We start from the raw sequence: 12,177 nt of genomic DNA, 5'->3' as shown, positions 1-12,177 counted from the left end.
GTATGCAGATAAATAGATTTGTTTGAATCTGTAATGGTTTGTCGTAGCGATTCATCATGTACCCACACCACAACGTAACGAGGGTTGGGACCATGAATGGGTTGAGTGATGTACGGTTGGCGCTTTACAGCCAGGATCTGGGCAACGGGCGAGCAGTTGTCACCAAGACAGCCAACGCACCGAAGCTGGGCCGCTGGGCGCTATATCGCCATCGCTGGATATCACGCCGGACGCTGCTGACCTTGACTGAAGACCAATTGCGCGATGTAGGCCTTAGTTCTGGTCAGGCGCTGCTGGAAGGGTTGAAGCCGTTCTGGCGGGAGTGATTACCGGGCCCGGCATAATCCTGTGGGAGCCGGGCTTGCCCGCGATAAGGCTGGACGCGATCTAAAGTGAACCGCGTCCAGCCTGATTCGCGGGCAAGCCCAGCTCCCACAGGTCTACGCGGCCAAACCTAAGCTTCAACGCAACTCCTTCAACCGATGCCACAGCATCCCCAGCGCCAGCAGTGGCGAGCGCAGGTGCTTGCCGCCGGGGAAGGTGATGTGAGGGACTTTGGCGAACAGCTCGAAGCCATTGCTGTGTTGCCCGGCAATGGCTTCCCCGAGCAGTTTGCCAGCCAGATGCGTCGCGTTAAGGCCGTGTCCGGAATAGGCTTGGGCGTAGAAGACATTGGGCTGGTCCTTCAAGCGACCGATCTGCGGCAAGCGGTTGGCGCCGATGCCAATCATGCCGCCCCACTGATAATCGATCTTCACGCTCGCCAACTGCGGAAAAACCTTGAGCATCTTGGGCTGCATATAGGCCGCGATATCTTGCGGGTCACGCCCTGAATAGTGGCAAGCCCCGCCAAACAGAAGACGTCGATCCGCCGAGAGCCGGAAGTAGTCCACCGTCACGCGCTGATCACACACGGCCATGTTTTGTGGCAGCAACTGCTTGGCCAGTTCTTCGCTCAACGGCTCGGTCGCGATGATGTAGCTGCCTGCGGGTAGAACCTTGCCACTGAGCTGCGGGTTGAGATCATTCAGGTAAGCGTTGCAGCCCAGCACCAGCGTGCTGGCCAACACAGTGCCCTGAGCGGTATGCACTTTGACCTGCGGGCCATATTCAATGCGGCTCACCGCCGAGTGCTCGAACACTTGCACGCCCAAAGACTGCGCCACAGCGGCTTCGCCCAAGGCAAGGTTTAGCGGGTGCAAATGCCCCGATCCCATGTCGATAAGCCCGCCCACATAGCGATCGGAACCGACTACGCTGCGCATCTCGCTGGCCTGCAATAGCTGTAGCGGATGGCGATAACCCAGATCGCGCAACTCATCAGCATCCTCAGAAAGCCCGGCGAGATCCCGAGGCTTGTTGGCCAGGTCGCAATAACCCCAGGTCAGATCGCAATCGACGCCATAGCGCTCAATGCGCTGGCGCACGATTTCGACCGCCTCAATGCCCATCAGCTTCAACTGCCGAACGCCTTCGGCGCCGACCACGCCCGAGAACTGCTCAAGACCGTGACCAACGCCGCGAATCAACTGCCCGCCATTACGCCCGCTGGCTCCCCAGCCAATTTTTCGCGCTTCCAGCAACACCACGCTCAAGCCACGCTCGGCCAGTTCAATCGCGGTATTCAGGCCGGAAAATCCACCGCCCACCACACAGACGTCCGCCTGAACCTGACCTAGTAGCGACGGATAATCCGGCTGGGGGTGGCTGCTGGCGGCGTAATAAGAGGCGGTGTGCTGATCGTTGGCGGTCGATGGTTGAACGCGGGCGTTCATGGCGTAATCCCGTTGGTGTTATTTGAAAACATCTCCGAGGATAAGCCGCTGGTTTAGCGACGGGCAAGGCGCGATCCAGACGGCGCTGTCTTGAACAGCCGGACTGAGGCAAAATCACGCCCATTCATAGCGGGTAAGTTTCAATGAGCTGCAACAGTCAGAAAATTCGTGCGTTACGCCAGCAGATCCCTTCTTTCGAATGCGTCCCTGGCTGTCACGACTGCTGTGGTCCAGTGACGACCTCGCCAGAAGAAATGTCCCGTCTGCCACGCAAGACAGCGGCCGAGCAGGATGCGGCCATGGACGAACTCAACTGTGTGCACCTTGGCCCCAATGGCTGCACGGTCTATGACGAGCGCCCGCTGATCTGCCGCCTGTTCGGCACCACGCCGACCCTGCCATGCCCCAATGGACGCAGGCCGGTGGAGATGATTCATCCGCGGGTTGAAAAGCAGATTCATGAATACATGGCGTCGACGCGGCAGGTGTTGGTGTAAAAGCCGGAAGATGTCCCAATTGTGGGAGCCGGGCTTGCCCGCGATGCAGGCGCCGCAGTCTTTCAGATCAAACCGGTTGCTTTCATCGCGAGCAAGCTCGGCTCCCACAGAAGATCCGCCAACCTTTAGGATTGGCCTGGCCTCAATCCGCAATCGGCAGATTCAGGCTCTCTTTCACCTCTTCCATCACGATATAGCTCTTGGACTCCCGCACATGGGGGAGTTTGAGCAGGATGTCGCCCAGCAGTTTGCGGTACGAGGCCATTTCCGAGATGCGCGCCTTGACCAGGTAATCGAAGTCGCCCGAGACCAGGTGGCACTCCAGCACGTGGGGCAGTTTCAGCACGGCGCGGCGGAACTCTTCGAAAGTATCGCCAGATTTGTAATCCAGACTGATCTCGACGAACACCAATAGGCTAGCCTTGAGACTTTGCGGATTCAGGCGGGCGTTGTAACCCATGATGATGCCTTCGCGCTCCAGCCGACGGACCCGCTCTGTGCAGGGCGTTGTAGACAAACCGACGCGCTCGCCCAGCTCGGTGAAGGAGATTCGGCCATCGGCTTGAAGGATGCGCAGGATGTTGCGGTCGATCTTGTCCAGTTCACGTTTTGACTGGGTTTGGGTACGCATGGGTAAAACCCCCTCTACCAAAGGCTTCTTTGCCGGGAAATCCCGCCAAATATAGGCGCTTATACAGTGAAAAGCACTGCTCGGAGCTGCATATACTGCCCACATCCTTGCTTAAAACTTCAAAACGTCAGCGGATATCCGCGATGAGGTAAATCGACATGCGCGTTCTGGTCCTTGGTAGTGGTGTGATCGGCACGACCAGTGCCTATTATCTGGCACGGGCAGGCATGCAGGTTACGGTCGTGGATCGCCAGCCAGCGGTGGCCATGGAAACCAGCTTTGCTAACGCAGGCCAGGTTTCGCCGGGTTATGCATCGCCTTGGGCTGCGCCCGGTGTGCCGCTCAAAGCGATCAAGTGGCTGCTTCAGCGCCACGCGCCACTGGCGATCAAAGCCACTGCCGATATCGACCAGTACCTGTGGATGGCGCAAATGCTGCGCAACTGCACGGCCAACCGTTATGCGGTCAATAAAGAACGCATGGTTCGCCTGTCCGAATACAGCCGTGATTGTCTGGACGAATTGCGTGCTGAAACCGGTATCGCTTACGAAGGCCGCACACTGGGCACGACTCAGCTGTTCCGCACTCAGGAGCAACTGGACAACGCCGCCAAGGACATTGCCGTACTTGAGCAATCCGGCGTGCCATTCGAGCTTTTGAACCGCGACGATATTGCCCGGGTTGAACCGGCTTTGGCAGGCGTCACCAATATCCTCGCGGGTGCCCTGCGACTACCCAACGACCAAACCGGCGATTGCCAGATGTTTACCACTCGCCTGGCCGAGATGGCTGTGCAGTTGGGCGTTGAGTTCCGCTACAACCAGTCCATCGAGCGCATCGATTTCGCTGGCGACCGCATCAATGGTGTGTGGATCGACGGCAAGCTGGAAACAGCCGACCGTTACGTTCTGGCACTCGGCAGCTACTCGCCGCAGTTGCTCAAGCCACTGGGCATCAAGGCTCCGGTGTATCCGCTCAAAGGTTATTCGCTGACGGTGCCGATCACCGACCCGGCGATGGCCCCGACATCGACCATTCTCGATGAGACTTTCAAGGTAGCGATTACCCGCTTCGACAACCGTATCCGTGTCGGCGGCATGGCCGAGATTGCCGGTTTTGACCTGTCGCTGAACCCGCGTCGACGTGAAACACTGGAGATGATCGTCAACGATCTTTATCCTCGCGGCGGTGACTTGAGCCAGGCCAGTTTCTGGACCGGTCTGCGCCCGACCACGCCGGACGGCACGCCGATTGTCGGTGCCACGCCGTACCGTAACCTGTTCCTCAATACCGGCCACGGTACATTGGGCTGGACCATGGCCTGCGGTTCGGGTCGTTTGCTGGCGGACCTGATTGCTCGCCAGAAACCTCAGATCAGCGCCGAAGGCCTTGATATTTCTCGTTACGGCAGCACCAGGGAGATCGCAAAAAATGTCCATCCAGCGCCAGCTCACCAATGAGCGCATGAGCCAGATCGTCGTCCATAACGGCACTGTGTACCTTGCAGGCCAGGTCGGTGACGACATGGCCGCCGGGATCGAGCAACAAACCCGCGAGACCCTTCACAGCATTGAGCGCTTGCTGGAATTGGCCGGTACCGACAAAAGCCGCATCCTGTCAGTGACCATTTACCTGAAAGACATCGACGCCCACTTTGCCGGGATGAACAGCGTCTGGGACAAATGGCTGCCGAAAGGCGTTGCGCCCGCACGTGCCACCGTCGAAGCCAAGCTGTGCGAACCTGAAATACTGGTTGAGCTGTCGGTTGTGGCAGCGCTTCCTTAACAACGTATCCCCTGTAGGAGCTGCCGAAGGCTGCGAACACTCTTGACGTCACCTCAGCGACCAAGACCCTTCACAGCCTTCGGCAGCTCCTACAGTTCTATTCCTTTGCCATCAGAATCCCAACATGCGTCCAGCTCGCGCGATTATCGATCTTCAAGCCCTGCGTCATAACTACCGCCTCGCCCGGGAAACCACCGGCGCGAAAGCACTGGCGGTGATCAAGGCCGACGCTTACGGACATGGCGCTGTGCAAGTCGCCCAGACACTTGAGTCCGAGGCCAATGGTTTCGCCGTGGCCTGCATTGAAGAGGCGCTGGAGTTACGCGCTGCCGGTATCCGTGCACCGGTTCTGCTGCTGGAAGGCTTCTTCGAAGCCGATGAACTGGACCTGATCGTTGAGCACGATTTCTGGTGCGTGGTGCATTCGCTATGGCAGCTGGAAGCCATTGAACAGGCCCGCCTGCACAAACCATTGACTGTCTGGCTCAAGCTCGATTCAGGCATGCATCGCGTTGGCTTGCATCCCCAGGATTTTCAAGCGGCTTATCAACGCCTTCAATCCAGCGGCAAAGTGGCGAAAATCGTCCTCATGAGCCACTTCGCCCGCGCCGACGAACTGGACTGCCCGTCCAGCGCCGAGCAAGTCGCGGTATTCGAAGCCGCCCGCCAGGGCATCAGCGCCGAAATCAGCCTGCGCAATTCCCCTGCAGTCATGGGCTGGCCGGATGTTCCCAGTGATTGGGTACGACCGGGCATCATGCTCTACGGCGCCACGCCATTCGATCGGCCGCAAGCGGTGGCTGATCAGCTGAAACCGGTGATGACGCTGGAATCAAAAGTGATCTGCGTACGCGAATTGCCTGCGGGCGAGCCGGTAGGTTACGGCGCGACATTCATCACTGAACGCGCCAGCCGCGTTGGCGTGGTGGCCATGGGTTATGCCGATGGTTATCCTCGCGAAGCGCCTACAGGTACGCCAGTCCTGATCGACGGTCAGCCGAGTCAACTGCTGGGCCGAGTGTCGATGGACATGCTGTGCGTCGACCTCAGCCATCTGCCAGCCGCAGGCTTGGGCAGCCGGGTCGAGCTCTGGGGCAAGAACGTCCTGGCCAGCGACGTGGCGACTCGCGCAGGCACCATTCCGTATCGCATCTTTTGCAATCTGCGCCGGGTGCCAAGGGTTTATCAGAACTAAGATAACTCTCTGAATCGAGCTTCTTTTTCGGTAGGAGCTCGCGAGCACCGCGAGGCAGCGAAAGCGGGCTGCCTGAAACTCCGCCATCGCAGCCTCGCGGTGCTTGTGCACTCCTACAGAGGTAATGTTGCCGCGTAACACCGCGCCGCTTGCCAGCCAGCTCCCTGGATATTCCGTAACCAGTCCAAGTGTTGTAAATACTGAACGCTATTGCCATGATGGCGCTCAACTCGACCTTGCCTGATCTATCTAGGAGGACTGCCGCATTGGACGTCGGTGAACGACTGCAATCCATTCGTAAACTCAAGGGCCTGTCCCAGCGCGAACTTGCCAAACGAGCAGGCGTGACCAACAGCACCATTTCCATGATCGAGAAAAACAGCGTCAGTCCCTCGATCAGTTCACTGCGCAAAGTGCTCGGCGGGATTCCCATGTCCATGGTGGAGTTCTTCTCAGAAGAGCTTGAGCAGCAGAACCCGACCCAAGTGGTCTACAAGGCCAGCGAGCTGATTGATATCTCCGACGGTGCGGTGACCATGAAGCTGGTGGGCAAAGCTCACCCAAGCCGTGCAATTGCATTCCTCAACGAAATTTATCCGCCCGGTGCAGATACCGGTGAGGAGATGTTGGTTCACGAGGGAGAAGAGACCGGCATTCTGGTCGAGGGCCGACTGGAGCTTGTGGTCGGTCTCGATACCTACATTCTTGAAGAAGGCGACAGCTACTACTTCGAGAGCAGCAAACCCCATCGCTTTCGCAACCCGTTTGACGTCCCGGCGCGACTAATCAGCGCAGCCACCCCGGCCAATTTCTAAGCCAGCGGCCCGGAAAACACGGGCCGCAGCAAGCACATCCCCCGAACGTCGAGCGTCGGATAATAACCTTTCTGATTGCAGGGTTGTTTCGGACTCTCAGGCGAGGAGCTATACTTTCGCCGCCTGCTAAACCGTGGCAGGCGAGCGTGAATAGTCACCATGAGGGTGTGAGCGTGAACCTGACGAATAAGATTCTGGCCGTTGCTGCCGCATTGGCTTTTTGGGCGCTCAACGCTCAGGCAGCAACCAATGACGAGATCGCCAAACGGCTCGAGCCGGTCGGCCAGGTCTGTATTCAGGGCAAGGAATGCGCAGGTATGGAAGTCGTCGCCTCCACCGGCGGTGGTGCGGCCAAAAGCCCTGACGACATCATTGCCAAACACTGTAACGCCTGCCACGGCGTGGGTTTGCTGAATGCGCCGAAGATCGGTGACGCAGCAGCCTGGAAAGAACGCGCCGATCACCAGGGCGGCCTTGATGGCCTGCTGGCCAAGGCAATCACCGGCCTCAACGCCATGCCTGCCAAAGGCACCTGCGGCGATTGCACCGATGACGAGCTCAAGGGTGCGATTCAGAAGATGTCGGGGTTGAAGTAAACGACCAGACCTATCACTTGTAGGAGCTGCCGACGGCTGCGAATCGCGGTATTTCAGGACAAATGCTTTCGCAGCCTTCGGCAGCTCCTACAGGGAATTATGTTCACCCAGATCTATCCATCAGCCGCTGCAACTCAGCCCTGCGCTGCGCGATCGGCAATGCGCCCAAGCGCTCAACCTGCGCATAAAACGCCTGCCAGTCGCCGTTCACGTTTTTGAACAGCACTTCAAACGCTGGCACCCACTGATCGTAAAGTCCGAAGGGCAGCAACCGGGCATTGTTCATCGGTGCATTAATCCAAGCGTCGTAACGCTTATCCCCTGACCATTGCTGATCGCGCAGCACGCGATAGTCGCTGCGTAGCCTTTCGAACTCCGCCGCCTTGCGCTCGCGCATCTGCTCAACATTCAAAGGTTGGCGGTACAGCTGTTTCAAACGCTCCCGGGTCGCCAGCACCAGCCGGGTCAGTTCGTCCCGCTGTTGGGTCTGCGTTTTACGCTGCGGATCAAGGCCACGTGCGGCGCGCCATTGTCGGGTTCCTTCCTGCTCGACAAAGCTTGCGTAGGACTCATTGAACTCAGTGTCATCTTTCACATAAAAACGCTGATGCGCCAACTCATGGAAGATCAGCGTCGCAAGGCGCTCATCATCCCAATTCATCATTGAACTCAGAATCGGATCGTTGAACCAGCCCAGGGTGGAATAAGCCTCGACGCCGCTGACGTATACGTCTTTGCCTTGCAGACGCTGTAACGCCGCCGCGCCCCTCGCGCCTCCTACGGTGTAGTAGCCGCGATAAGCGACACAACCGGCGATGGGGAAGCAATGGGTGATCGGTTCAAGGGAGAACTCATCCGTCGCGAACACATTCCAGACCACGTACGGACGACCAAGATCGGCATACAGTCGATAGCTCTTATTGTCGGGAAGGTGCAGGCGGGTGCTGGCAAAGTCGCGTGCAAGCTGGGACAGAGCCAGACGCTGGCGAAGTTTCGGGTCGCGGCTCTGATCAGCGATAACGTCTTCAACCGGCTCACGAGCCCGCAACAACTGAAACTGGCCGCTCACCAACTGGTCGTAATAGGTAATGCTCGAGCAGCCGTTCAATAGCAAGACAGCCATCAATGGCCAACTGCGCCAAAGGCGTAAAACGTTGAGACTCGGCATGGACAGCCTTTAAAGTTGCATACATGGCGCGTTATGCCGGACAGCACCGGCCTTTCGCAACTACTATCGAGATTCCTGAGCCGAGCCGACCATGCGCCCTTTACTGATGCTCTTAGCCCTGACCACTCTGGCTGGCTGCGCAGGCCCCATGCCGGCCGTTGATCCTGCTCAAGCCTGGGTCGATATGCGCACTATGACCGGCAAGCTGGTCATGGCTGACAAAGTAGACGGCAAGACCACCTACGACGGTCGCTACTTCCAGATATCACCGGGCAGCCACCGGCTTCAGGTCCGCTATGACTATGAGATCCATTACGGTGGTTTTACGGCCATGGGTGATGAATACACCGAGCTGACGTGCTACGTCGAACTGCACTATGCGAACTTCAAGGCAGGGCAGCGCTACATGATCGAAGTCCGCTCGCTGACCAACGATGTAACTGCCGAACTGCTGGATGCCCAGCGTAACGTTCTGGCCGAGCAGGACCACGTCACCTGTATCTGACGATCAGCGGTCGTTCTTCTGGTAAATGATTTTACGTGTGCCGTTATCGCAGGTACCGACCACCATGTTCTGGTCGTGAACCTCTTCATTGGCGACGATTTCCAGTGTGTAGGAGCTGACATTGTTGGCCTGAATCTTGGCTTCGATTTCGGCTTTCAACTCTTCACAGTCTTTGGGCGCGGCCAGGGCGCTGGTGGTCAGCGAGAGACCCAATACGGCTAATGCAAAACGGTTCATGCTCAACTCCTCGATACCCCGAGAGCAGCACGCGCCAGAATGATTCCTGCGCCTGCGCCGCTCCTTTTCATAGACATTGCCCGGTCTCAGCAAGTTCGGCGTTCGTCAGTCGAGCCGAACTTCTTTGTGAGTGACTCATCACATCCTGACGATTAACTGACTGAGCGATGTATGAACGCACCTTTCATCCAATGGGTTATCCAGTACAAGGACGCCCTGACGGTCCTGATCAGCATCGGTACGCTGATTGTCTGGGTGCTCTACGCACAACTGCTGTTGAACAATTATCGCCGCCAGCGTCGACCGCGGATCATCATCAACCGGGGCGCGGGTAAAGGCATCGGCTCGCTGTGCCTGATCAGTAACATGAGCGCCGAGCCCATCTTCATCAATCAGATCGTGCTGGTGCTTAACACCAACCAGGGCGAACTGTGCTGCGACGTCACCGATATACGCGAAGAAAGCAAAGGCGAAATCGAACAGGATCTGATCCTGCACAACGCCACCCGTCAGGGGCCACTGGGCACTGGCGACTTCACGCATATTGGCTCTTTCGCCTCTCTCATTCAGCGCCTGGCCCTGCTTCATTCGATTCCCATGCAGGGTCACAAACCAGCGCAAGACTGGGTGTTTTCCAGCCTGGAAGTGCGCGTGATCGCCTTCTACGGCTCTGATAAACATGCGATTGGTGCAAGTCGGGCGTTCACGCTGGGGACTGCAGAGGAGGGCGGCTGCCAACTTATTGCTCAAGCGCGAGAAAGCCGTCAGTACAATTCAGCTTGGCATCGTCGCAAGGTACGTCGGCATTGGATGCTGGATGTGGAAGGTTAAACAAACTGACCTTGGCCTGACGCTGCAGGAGCTACCGGAGGCTACGATAACGATCGTCCTGAGACACCGCTATCGCAGCCTTCGGCAGCTCCTACAGGTCAATCATCTATCCTGAACTGATCAGCTAAGCAGCGTAGCGTCCAGGGTGATCTTGGCGTTCAGGACTTTCGATACCGGGCAGCCTTCTTTGGCTGCAGTGGTCAGTTTGTCGAACTGCTCTTGGGTCGCGCCCGGCACCTTGGCCTTCAGCGTCAGGTGCACGGCCGTGATTGCAAAGCCGCCGTCCACCTGATCCAGAGTGACGTCTGCAGTAGTGTCGATGCTTTCCGCGGTGAGGTTTTCGCCGCCCAGAATCATCGACAGCGCCATGGAGAAGCAGCCGGCGTGTGCTGCGCCAATCAATTCTTCAGGGTTGGTGCCCTTGCCGCCTTCGAAGCGAGCCTTGAAGCCATACGGCGCTTCGCGCAATACGCCGGTTTCAGTGGAGATGCTGCCGATGCCAGTCTTAAGGTCGCCTTCCCAGTGGGCCGATGCTTTTTTGACGATGCTCATGGTGTCTCCTCATGGATGAGTGCGGTTTCGCACAGGGTTAAGGGTTCTGAGGATAGCTCGGTCTGGAAAGTTCAACAGTCGGACGGATCCGAAAATAAAGTAGAATTTTTCTACTTTAGGGATTGAATCCCGAGCATATGCCCTTATCCTCTTTAACAACCGCGGGTTTCGGTCATCAGCGTTATTTCCATCAGACGGGTCATGCGCCAAGCCTGCAAAAACACTTTCGAGGATCGTTGACGACCTATGAAACGTTTATCTGATGTGAAAATTTCTACGCTCGATCTGGTGCCGGTACGCCACGACAAAGGCCCGGCTGAATCCCTGCGCAACTCCTTGAACCTGGCGCAACACGTCGAAAAGCTGGGCTACACCCGCTTTTGGGTGGCCGAACACCACAACATGGATGGCATTGCCAGTTCGGCGACTTCGGTGCTGCTCGGCTATCTGGCTGGCGGGACATCGACGATTCGCGTCGGTGCCGGCGGCATCATGCTGCCCAACCACGCGCCATTGGTGGTTGCCGAACAGTTCGGCACCCTGGCAAGCCTGTATCCGGGCCGTATCGATCTGGGTCTGGGCCGTGCGCCGGGTTCCGATCAGATGACCGCCCGTGCATTGCGCCGGGAGCGCTCTGGCAGTGCTGACGACTTCCCTGAGGATGTGGCGGAGTTAATGGCCTACCTTGGTCCGCGCACACCTGATCAACGAGTCATCGCGGTTCCGGGTTCCGGCACCAATGTGCCGATCTGGTTGCTGGGCTCAAGCCTGTTCAGCGCGCAACTGGCCGGACAGCGCGGTCTGCCTTACGCGTTCGCGTCGCATTTCGCGCCGCGCTACATGCATGAGGCCATCCGGGTCTATCGCAATCACTTCGAACCTTCAGCCGTACTCGACAAGCCCTACGTCATGCTCGGTGTGCCGTTGGTGGCGGCCGATACGGACGAGCACGCGGAGTATCTGGCGACATCCCTGTATCAGCGGATTCTTTCGCTGATGCGCGGCCAGACATTGATGCAGAAGCCGCCCGTGAAAAGCATGGAAGGTTTGTGGCTGCCTCATGAGCGTGAAGCGGTGAGCGACTTCCTCGGCCTCGCGATGATCGGCAGCAAAGAGAAAATCCGCGCTCGACTGGATGTGCTGCTGGAACAAACCGACGCTGATGAGCTGATCTTCACCTGCGACATGTATGAACATGCCGATCGGTTGCGTTCGTATGAAATTCTGGCTGAGGCTGCAAAAGGCTAAGGGCGACGCTGCACCTTAGGTGCTCGTGCACTCCTACAGCGCAAAAGGTTAGCCACAGAAACAAAAAAACCGACTTCAATGAGTCGGTTTTTTTGTTTCTGCAATCCGATCAGCCGCGCTGATACACGATTTCCTTGGTGCCGCCTTCGCAGCTGCCGACAACGGTCTTGTCAGTCACGCTGCCTTTTTCGACGACTTCAAGCGTGTAGGACGAAGCGCCTTTGGCCTGGATTTTTGCATCAATTTCCGCCTTCAACTCTTCGCACGGCTTGCCAGCGGCCAAGGTGGTCCCGGCAATGCTCAGCAAACCTACCGCCAATAGAAATTTCTTCATTGGTCAAA

The 12,177-nt window shown here is 57.6% G+C and carries 16 protein-coding genes; 10 read left to right on the top strand and 6 right to left on the bottom strand.

Annotated elements, in window-relative coordinates:
* Positions 1-92: 92 nt before the first annotated feature.
* Positions 93-326: a DUF1127 domain-containing protein gene (locus tag ABRP31_RS27865; RefSeq protein ID WP_349971749.1), complete on the top strand. Its 234-nt coding sequence runs from the start codon at positions 93-95 to the stop codon at positions 324-326.
* 135 nt (positions 327-461) lie between these two features.
* Here ABRP31_RS27865 and ABRP31_RS27860 read toward each other — a convergent pair whose 3' ends face one another.
* A complete protein-coding gene (locus tag ABRP31_RS27860; protein ID WP_349971747.1) occupies positions 462-1,775 on the bottom strand; it encodes an FAD-binding oxidoreductase in 1,314 nt (437 codons plus the stop codon).
* Positions 1,776-1,918: 143 nt separating this feature from the next.
* Between ABRP31_RS27860 and ABRP31_RS27855 the strand changes: the two genes are divergently transcribed.
* Positions 1,919-2,272 (top strand): YkgJ family cysteine cluster protein, encoded by a 354-nt coding sequence (locus ABRP31_RS27855; RefSeq protein ID WP_027901534.1) that lies wholly within the window; start codon positions 1,919-1,921, stop codon positions 2,270-2,272.
* 142 nt (positions 2,273-2,414) lie between these two features.
* Here the strand turns inward: ABRP31_RS27855 and ABRP31_RS27850 are convergent, their stop codons facing one another.
* A complete protein-coding gene (locus ABRP31_RS27850) occupies positions 2,415-2,903 on the bottom strand; it encodes an Lrp/AsnC ligand binding domain-containing protein (protein WP_027901535.1) in 489 nt (162 codons plus the stop codon).
* Positions 2,904-3,061: 158 nt separating this feature from the next.
* Here ABRP31_RS27850 and dadA point away from each other — a divergent pair, with 158 nt between their 5' ends.
* The 5 genes from dadA (at position 3,062) to ABRP31_RS27825 (ending at position 7,294) form a co-directional block, all read left to right on the top strand.
* Positions 3,062-4,363, top strand: coding sequence for a D-amino acid dehydrogenase (gene dadA / locus ABRP31_RS27845; protein WP_087269567.1), 1,302 nt, complete (start codon positions 3,062-3,064; stop codon positions 4,361-4,363).
* A complete protein-coding gene (locus tag ABRP31_RS27840) occupies positions 4,335-4,688 on the top strand; it encodes a RidA family protein (RefSeq protein WP_087269564.1) in 354 nt (117 codons plus the stop codon). Before dadA ends, ABRP31_RS27840 begins: the two co-directional genes overlap by 29 nt.
* A gap of 124 nt (positions 4,689-4,812) precedes the next feature.
* A complete protein-coding gene (alr, locus tag ABRP31_RS27835; RefSeq protein WP_349971744.1) occupies positions 4,813-5,883 on the top strand; it encodes an alanine racemase in 1,071 nt (356 codons plus the stop codon).
* A 266-nt stretch (positions 5,884-6,149) separates the two neighbouring features.
* A complete protein-coding gene (locus tag ABRP31_RS27830; protein WP_349971773.1) occupies positions 6,150-6,698 on the top strand; it encodes a cupin domain-containing protein in 549 nt (182 codons plus the stop codon).
* A gap of 173 nt (positions 6,699-6,871) precedes the next feature.
* Positions 6,872-7,294, top strand: coding sequence for a c-type cytochrome (locus tag ABRP31_RS27825; protein ID WP_349971742.1), 423 nt, complete (start codon positions 6,872-6,874; stop codon positions 7,292-7,294).
* Between the two features lie 103 nt (positions 7,295-7,397).
* Here ABRP31_RS27825 and ABRP31_RS27820 read toward each other — a convergent pair whose 3' ends face one another.
* On the bottom strand, positions 7,398-8,462 hold the full coding sequence (locus ABRP31_RS27820; protein WP_349971741.1) for an aminopeptidase: 1,065 nt from the start codon (positions 8,460-8,462) through the stop codon (positions 7,398-7,400).
* A gap of 148 nt (positions 8,463-8,610) precedes the next feature.
* On the opposite strand from ABRP31_RS27820, the gene ABRP31_RS27815 reads away from it, so the two are divergent.
* Positions 8,611-8,967: a hypothetical protein gene (locus ABRP31_RS27815; RefSeq protein ID WP_349971772.1), complete on the top strand. Its 357-nt coding sequence runs from the start codon at positions 8,611-8,613 to the stop codon at positions 8,965-8,967.
* A gap of 3 nt (positions 8,968-8,970) precedes the next feature.
* Here the strand turns inward: ABRP31_RS27815 and ABRP31_RS27810 are convergent, their stop codons facing one another.
* Entirely contained in the window at positions 8,971-9,204 is a 234-nt protein-coding gene (locus ABRP31_RS27810; RefSeq protein WP_349971740.1) for a DUF1161 domain-containing protein, read from the bottom strand.
* Positions 9,205-9,375: 171 nt separating this feature from the next.
* Here ABRP31_RS27810 and ABRP31_RS27805 point away from each other — a divergent pair, with 171 nt between their 5' ends.
* On the top strand, positions 9,376-10,035 hold the full coding sequence (locus ABRP31_RS27805) for a hypothetical protein (RefSeq protein WP_193441868.1): 660 nt from the start codon (positions 9,376-9,378) through the stop codon (positions 10,033-10,035).
* A gap of 120 nt (positions 10,036-10,155) precedes the next feature.
* Here the strand turns inward: ABRP31_RS27805 and ABRP31_RS27800 are convergent, their stop codons facing one another.
* On the bottom strand, positions 10,156-10,587 hold the full coding sequence (locus ABRP31_RS27800) for an OsmC family protein (RefSeq protein WP_087269543.1): 432 nt from the start codon (positions 10,585-10,587) through the stop codon (positions 10,156-10,158).
* A 246-nt stretch (positions 10,588-10,833) separates the two neighbouring features.
* Here ABRP31_RS27800 and ABRP31_RS27795 point away from each other — a divergent pair, with 246 nt between their 5' ends.
* Positions 10,834-11,835: an LLM class flavin-dependent oxidoreductase gene (locus ABRP31_RS27795; protein WP_349971739.1), complete on the top strand. Its 1,002-nt coding sequence runs from the start codon at positions 10,834-10,836 to the stop codon at positions 11,833-11,835.
* A gap of 109 nt (positions 11,836-11,944) precedes the next feature.
* On the opposite strand, the gene ABRP31_RS27790 is transcribed toward ABRP31_RS27795, so the two are convergent.
* On the bottom strand, positions 11,945-12,169 hold the full coding sequence (locus ABRP31_RS27790; protein ID WP_349971738.1) for a DUF1161 domain-containing protein: 225 nt from the start codon (positions 12,167-12,169) through the stop codon (positions 11,945-11,947).
* Positions 12,170-12,177 lie beyond the last annotated feature (8 nt).

The sequence above is a fragment of the Pseudomonas caspiana genome, from assembly GCF_040224095.2.
Classification (GTDB): Bacteria; Pseudomonadota; Gammaproteobacteria; order Pseudomonadales; family Pseudomonadaceae; genus Aquipseudomonas; species Aquipseudomonas caspiana.
This window is presented reverse-complemented; position numbering and strand designations above follow the sequence as displayed.

Coding starts and splice junctions, on each gene's coding strand:
- ABRP31_RS27865 (WP_349971749.1), top strand. CDS start 93: ATGAATGGGTTGAGTGATGTACGGTTGGCGCTTTACAGCCAGGATCTG.
- ABRP31_RS27860 (WP_349971747.1), bottom strand. CDS start 1,775: ATGAACGCCCGCGTTCAACCATCGACCGCCAACGATCAGCACACCGCC.
- ABRP31_RS27855 (WP_027901534.1), top strand. CDS start 1,919: ATGAGCTGCAACAGTCAGAAAATTCGTGCGTTACGCCAGCAGATCCCT.
- ABRP31_RS27850 (WP_027901535.1), bottom strand. CDS start 2,903: ATGCGTACCCAAACCCAGTCAAAACGTGAACTGGACAAGATCGACCGC.
- dadA (WP_087269567.1), top strand. CDS start 3,062: ATGCGCGTTCTGGTCCTTGGTAGTGGTGTGATCGGCACGACCAGTGCC.
- ABRP31_RS27840 (WP_087269564.1), top strand. CDS start 4,335: ATGTCCATCCAGCGCCAGCTCACCAATGAGCGCATGAGCCAGATCGTC.
- alr (WP_349971744.1), top strand. CDS start 4,813: ATGCGTCCAGCTCGCGCGATTATCGATCTTCAAGCCCTGCGTCATAAC.
- ABRP31_RS27820 (WP_349971741.1), bottom strand. CDS start 8,462: ATGCCGAGTCTCAACGTTTTACGCCTTTGGCGCAGTTGGCCATTGATG.
- ABRP31_RS27815 (WP_349971772.1), top strand. CDS start 8,611: ATGCCGGCCGTTGATCCTGCTCAAGCCTGGGTCGATATGCGCACTATG.
- ABRP31_RS27810 (WP_349971740.1), bottom strand. CDS start 9,204: ATGAACCGTTTTGCATTAGCCGTATTGGGTCTCTCGCTGACCACCAGC.
- ABRP31_RS27805 (WP_193441868.1), top strand. CDS start 9,376: ATGAACGCACCTTTCATCCAATGGGTTATCCAGTACAAGGACGCCCTG.
- ABRP31_RS27800 (WP_087269543.1), bottom strand. CDS start 10,587: ATGAGCATCGTCAAAAAAGCATCGGCCCACTGGGAAGGCGACCTTAAG.
- ABRP31_RS27795 (WP_349971739.1), top strand. CDS start 10,834: ATGAAACGTTTATCTGATGTGAAAATTTCTACGCTCGATCTGGTGCCG.
- ABRP31_RS27790 (WP_349971738.1), bottom strand. CDS start 12,169: ATGAAGAAATTTCTATTGGCGGTAGGTTTGCTGAGCATTGCCGGGACC.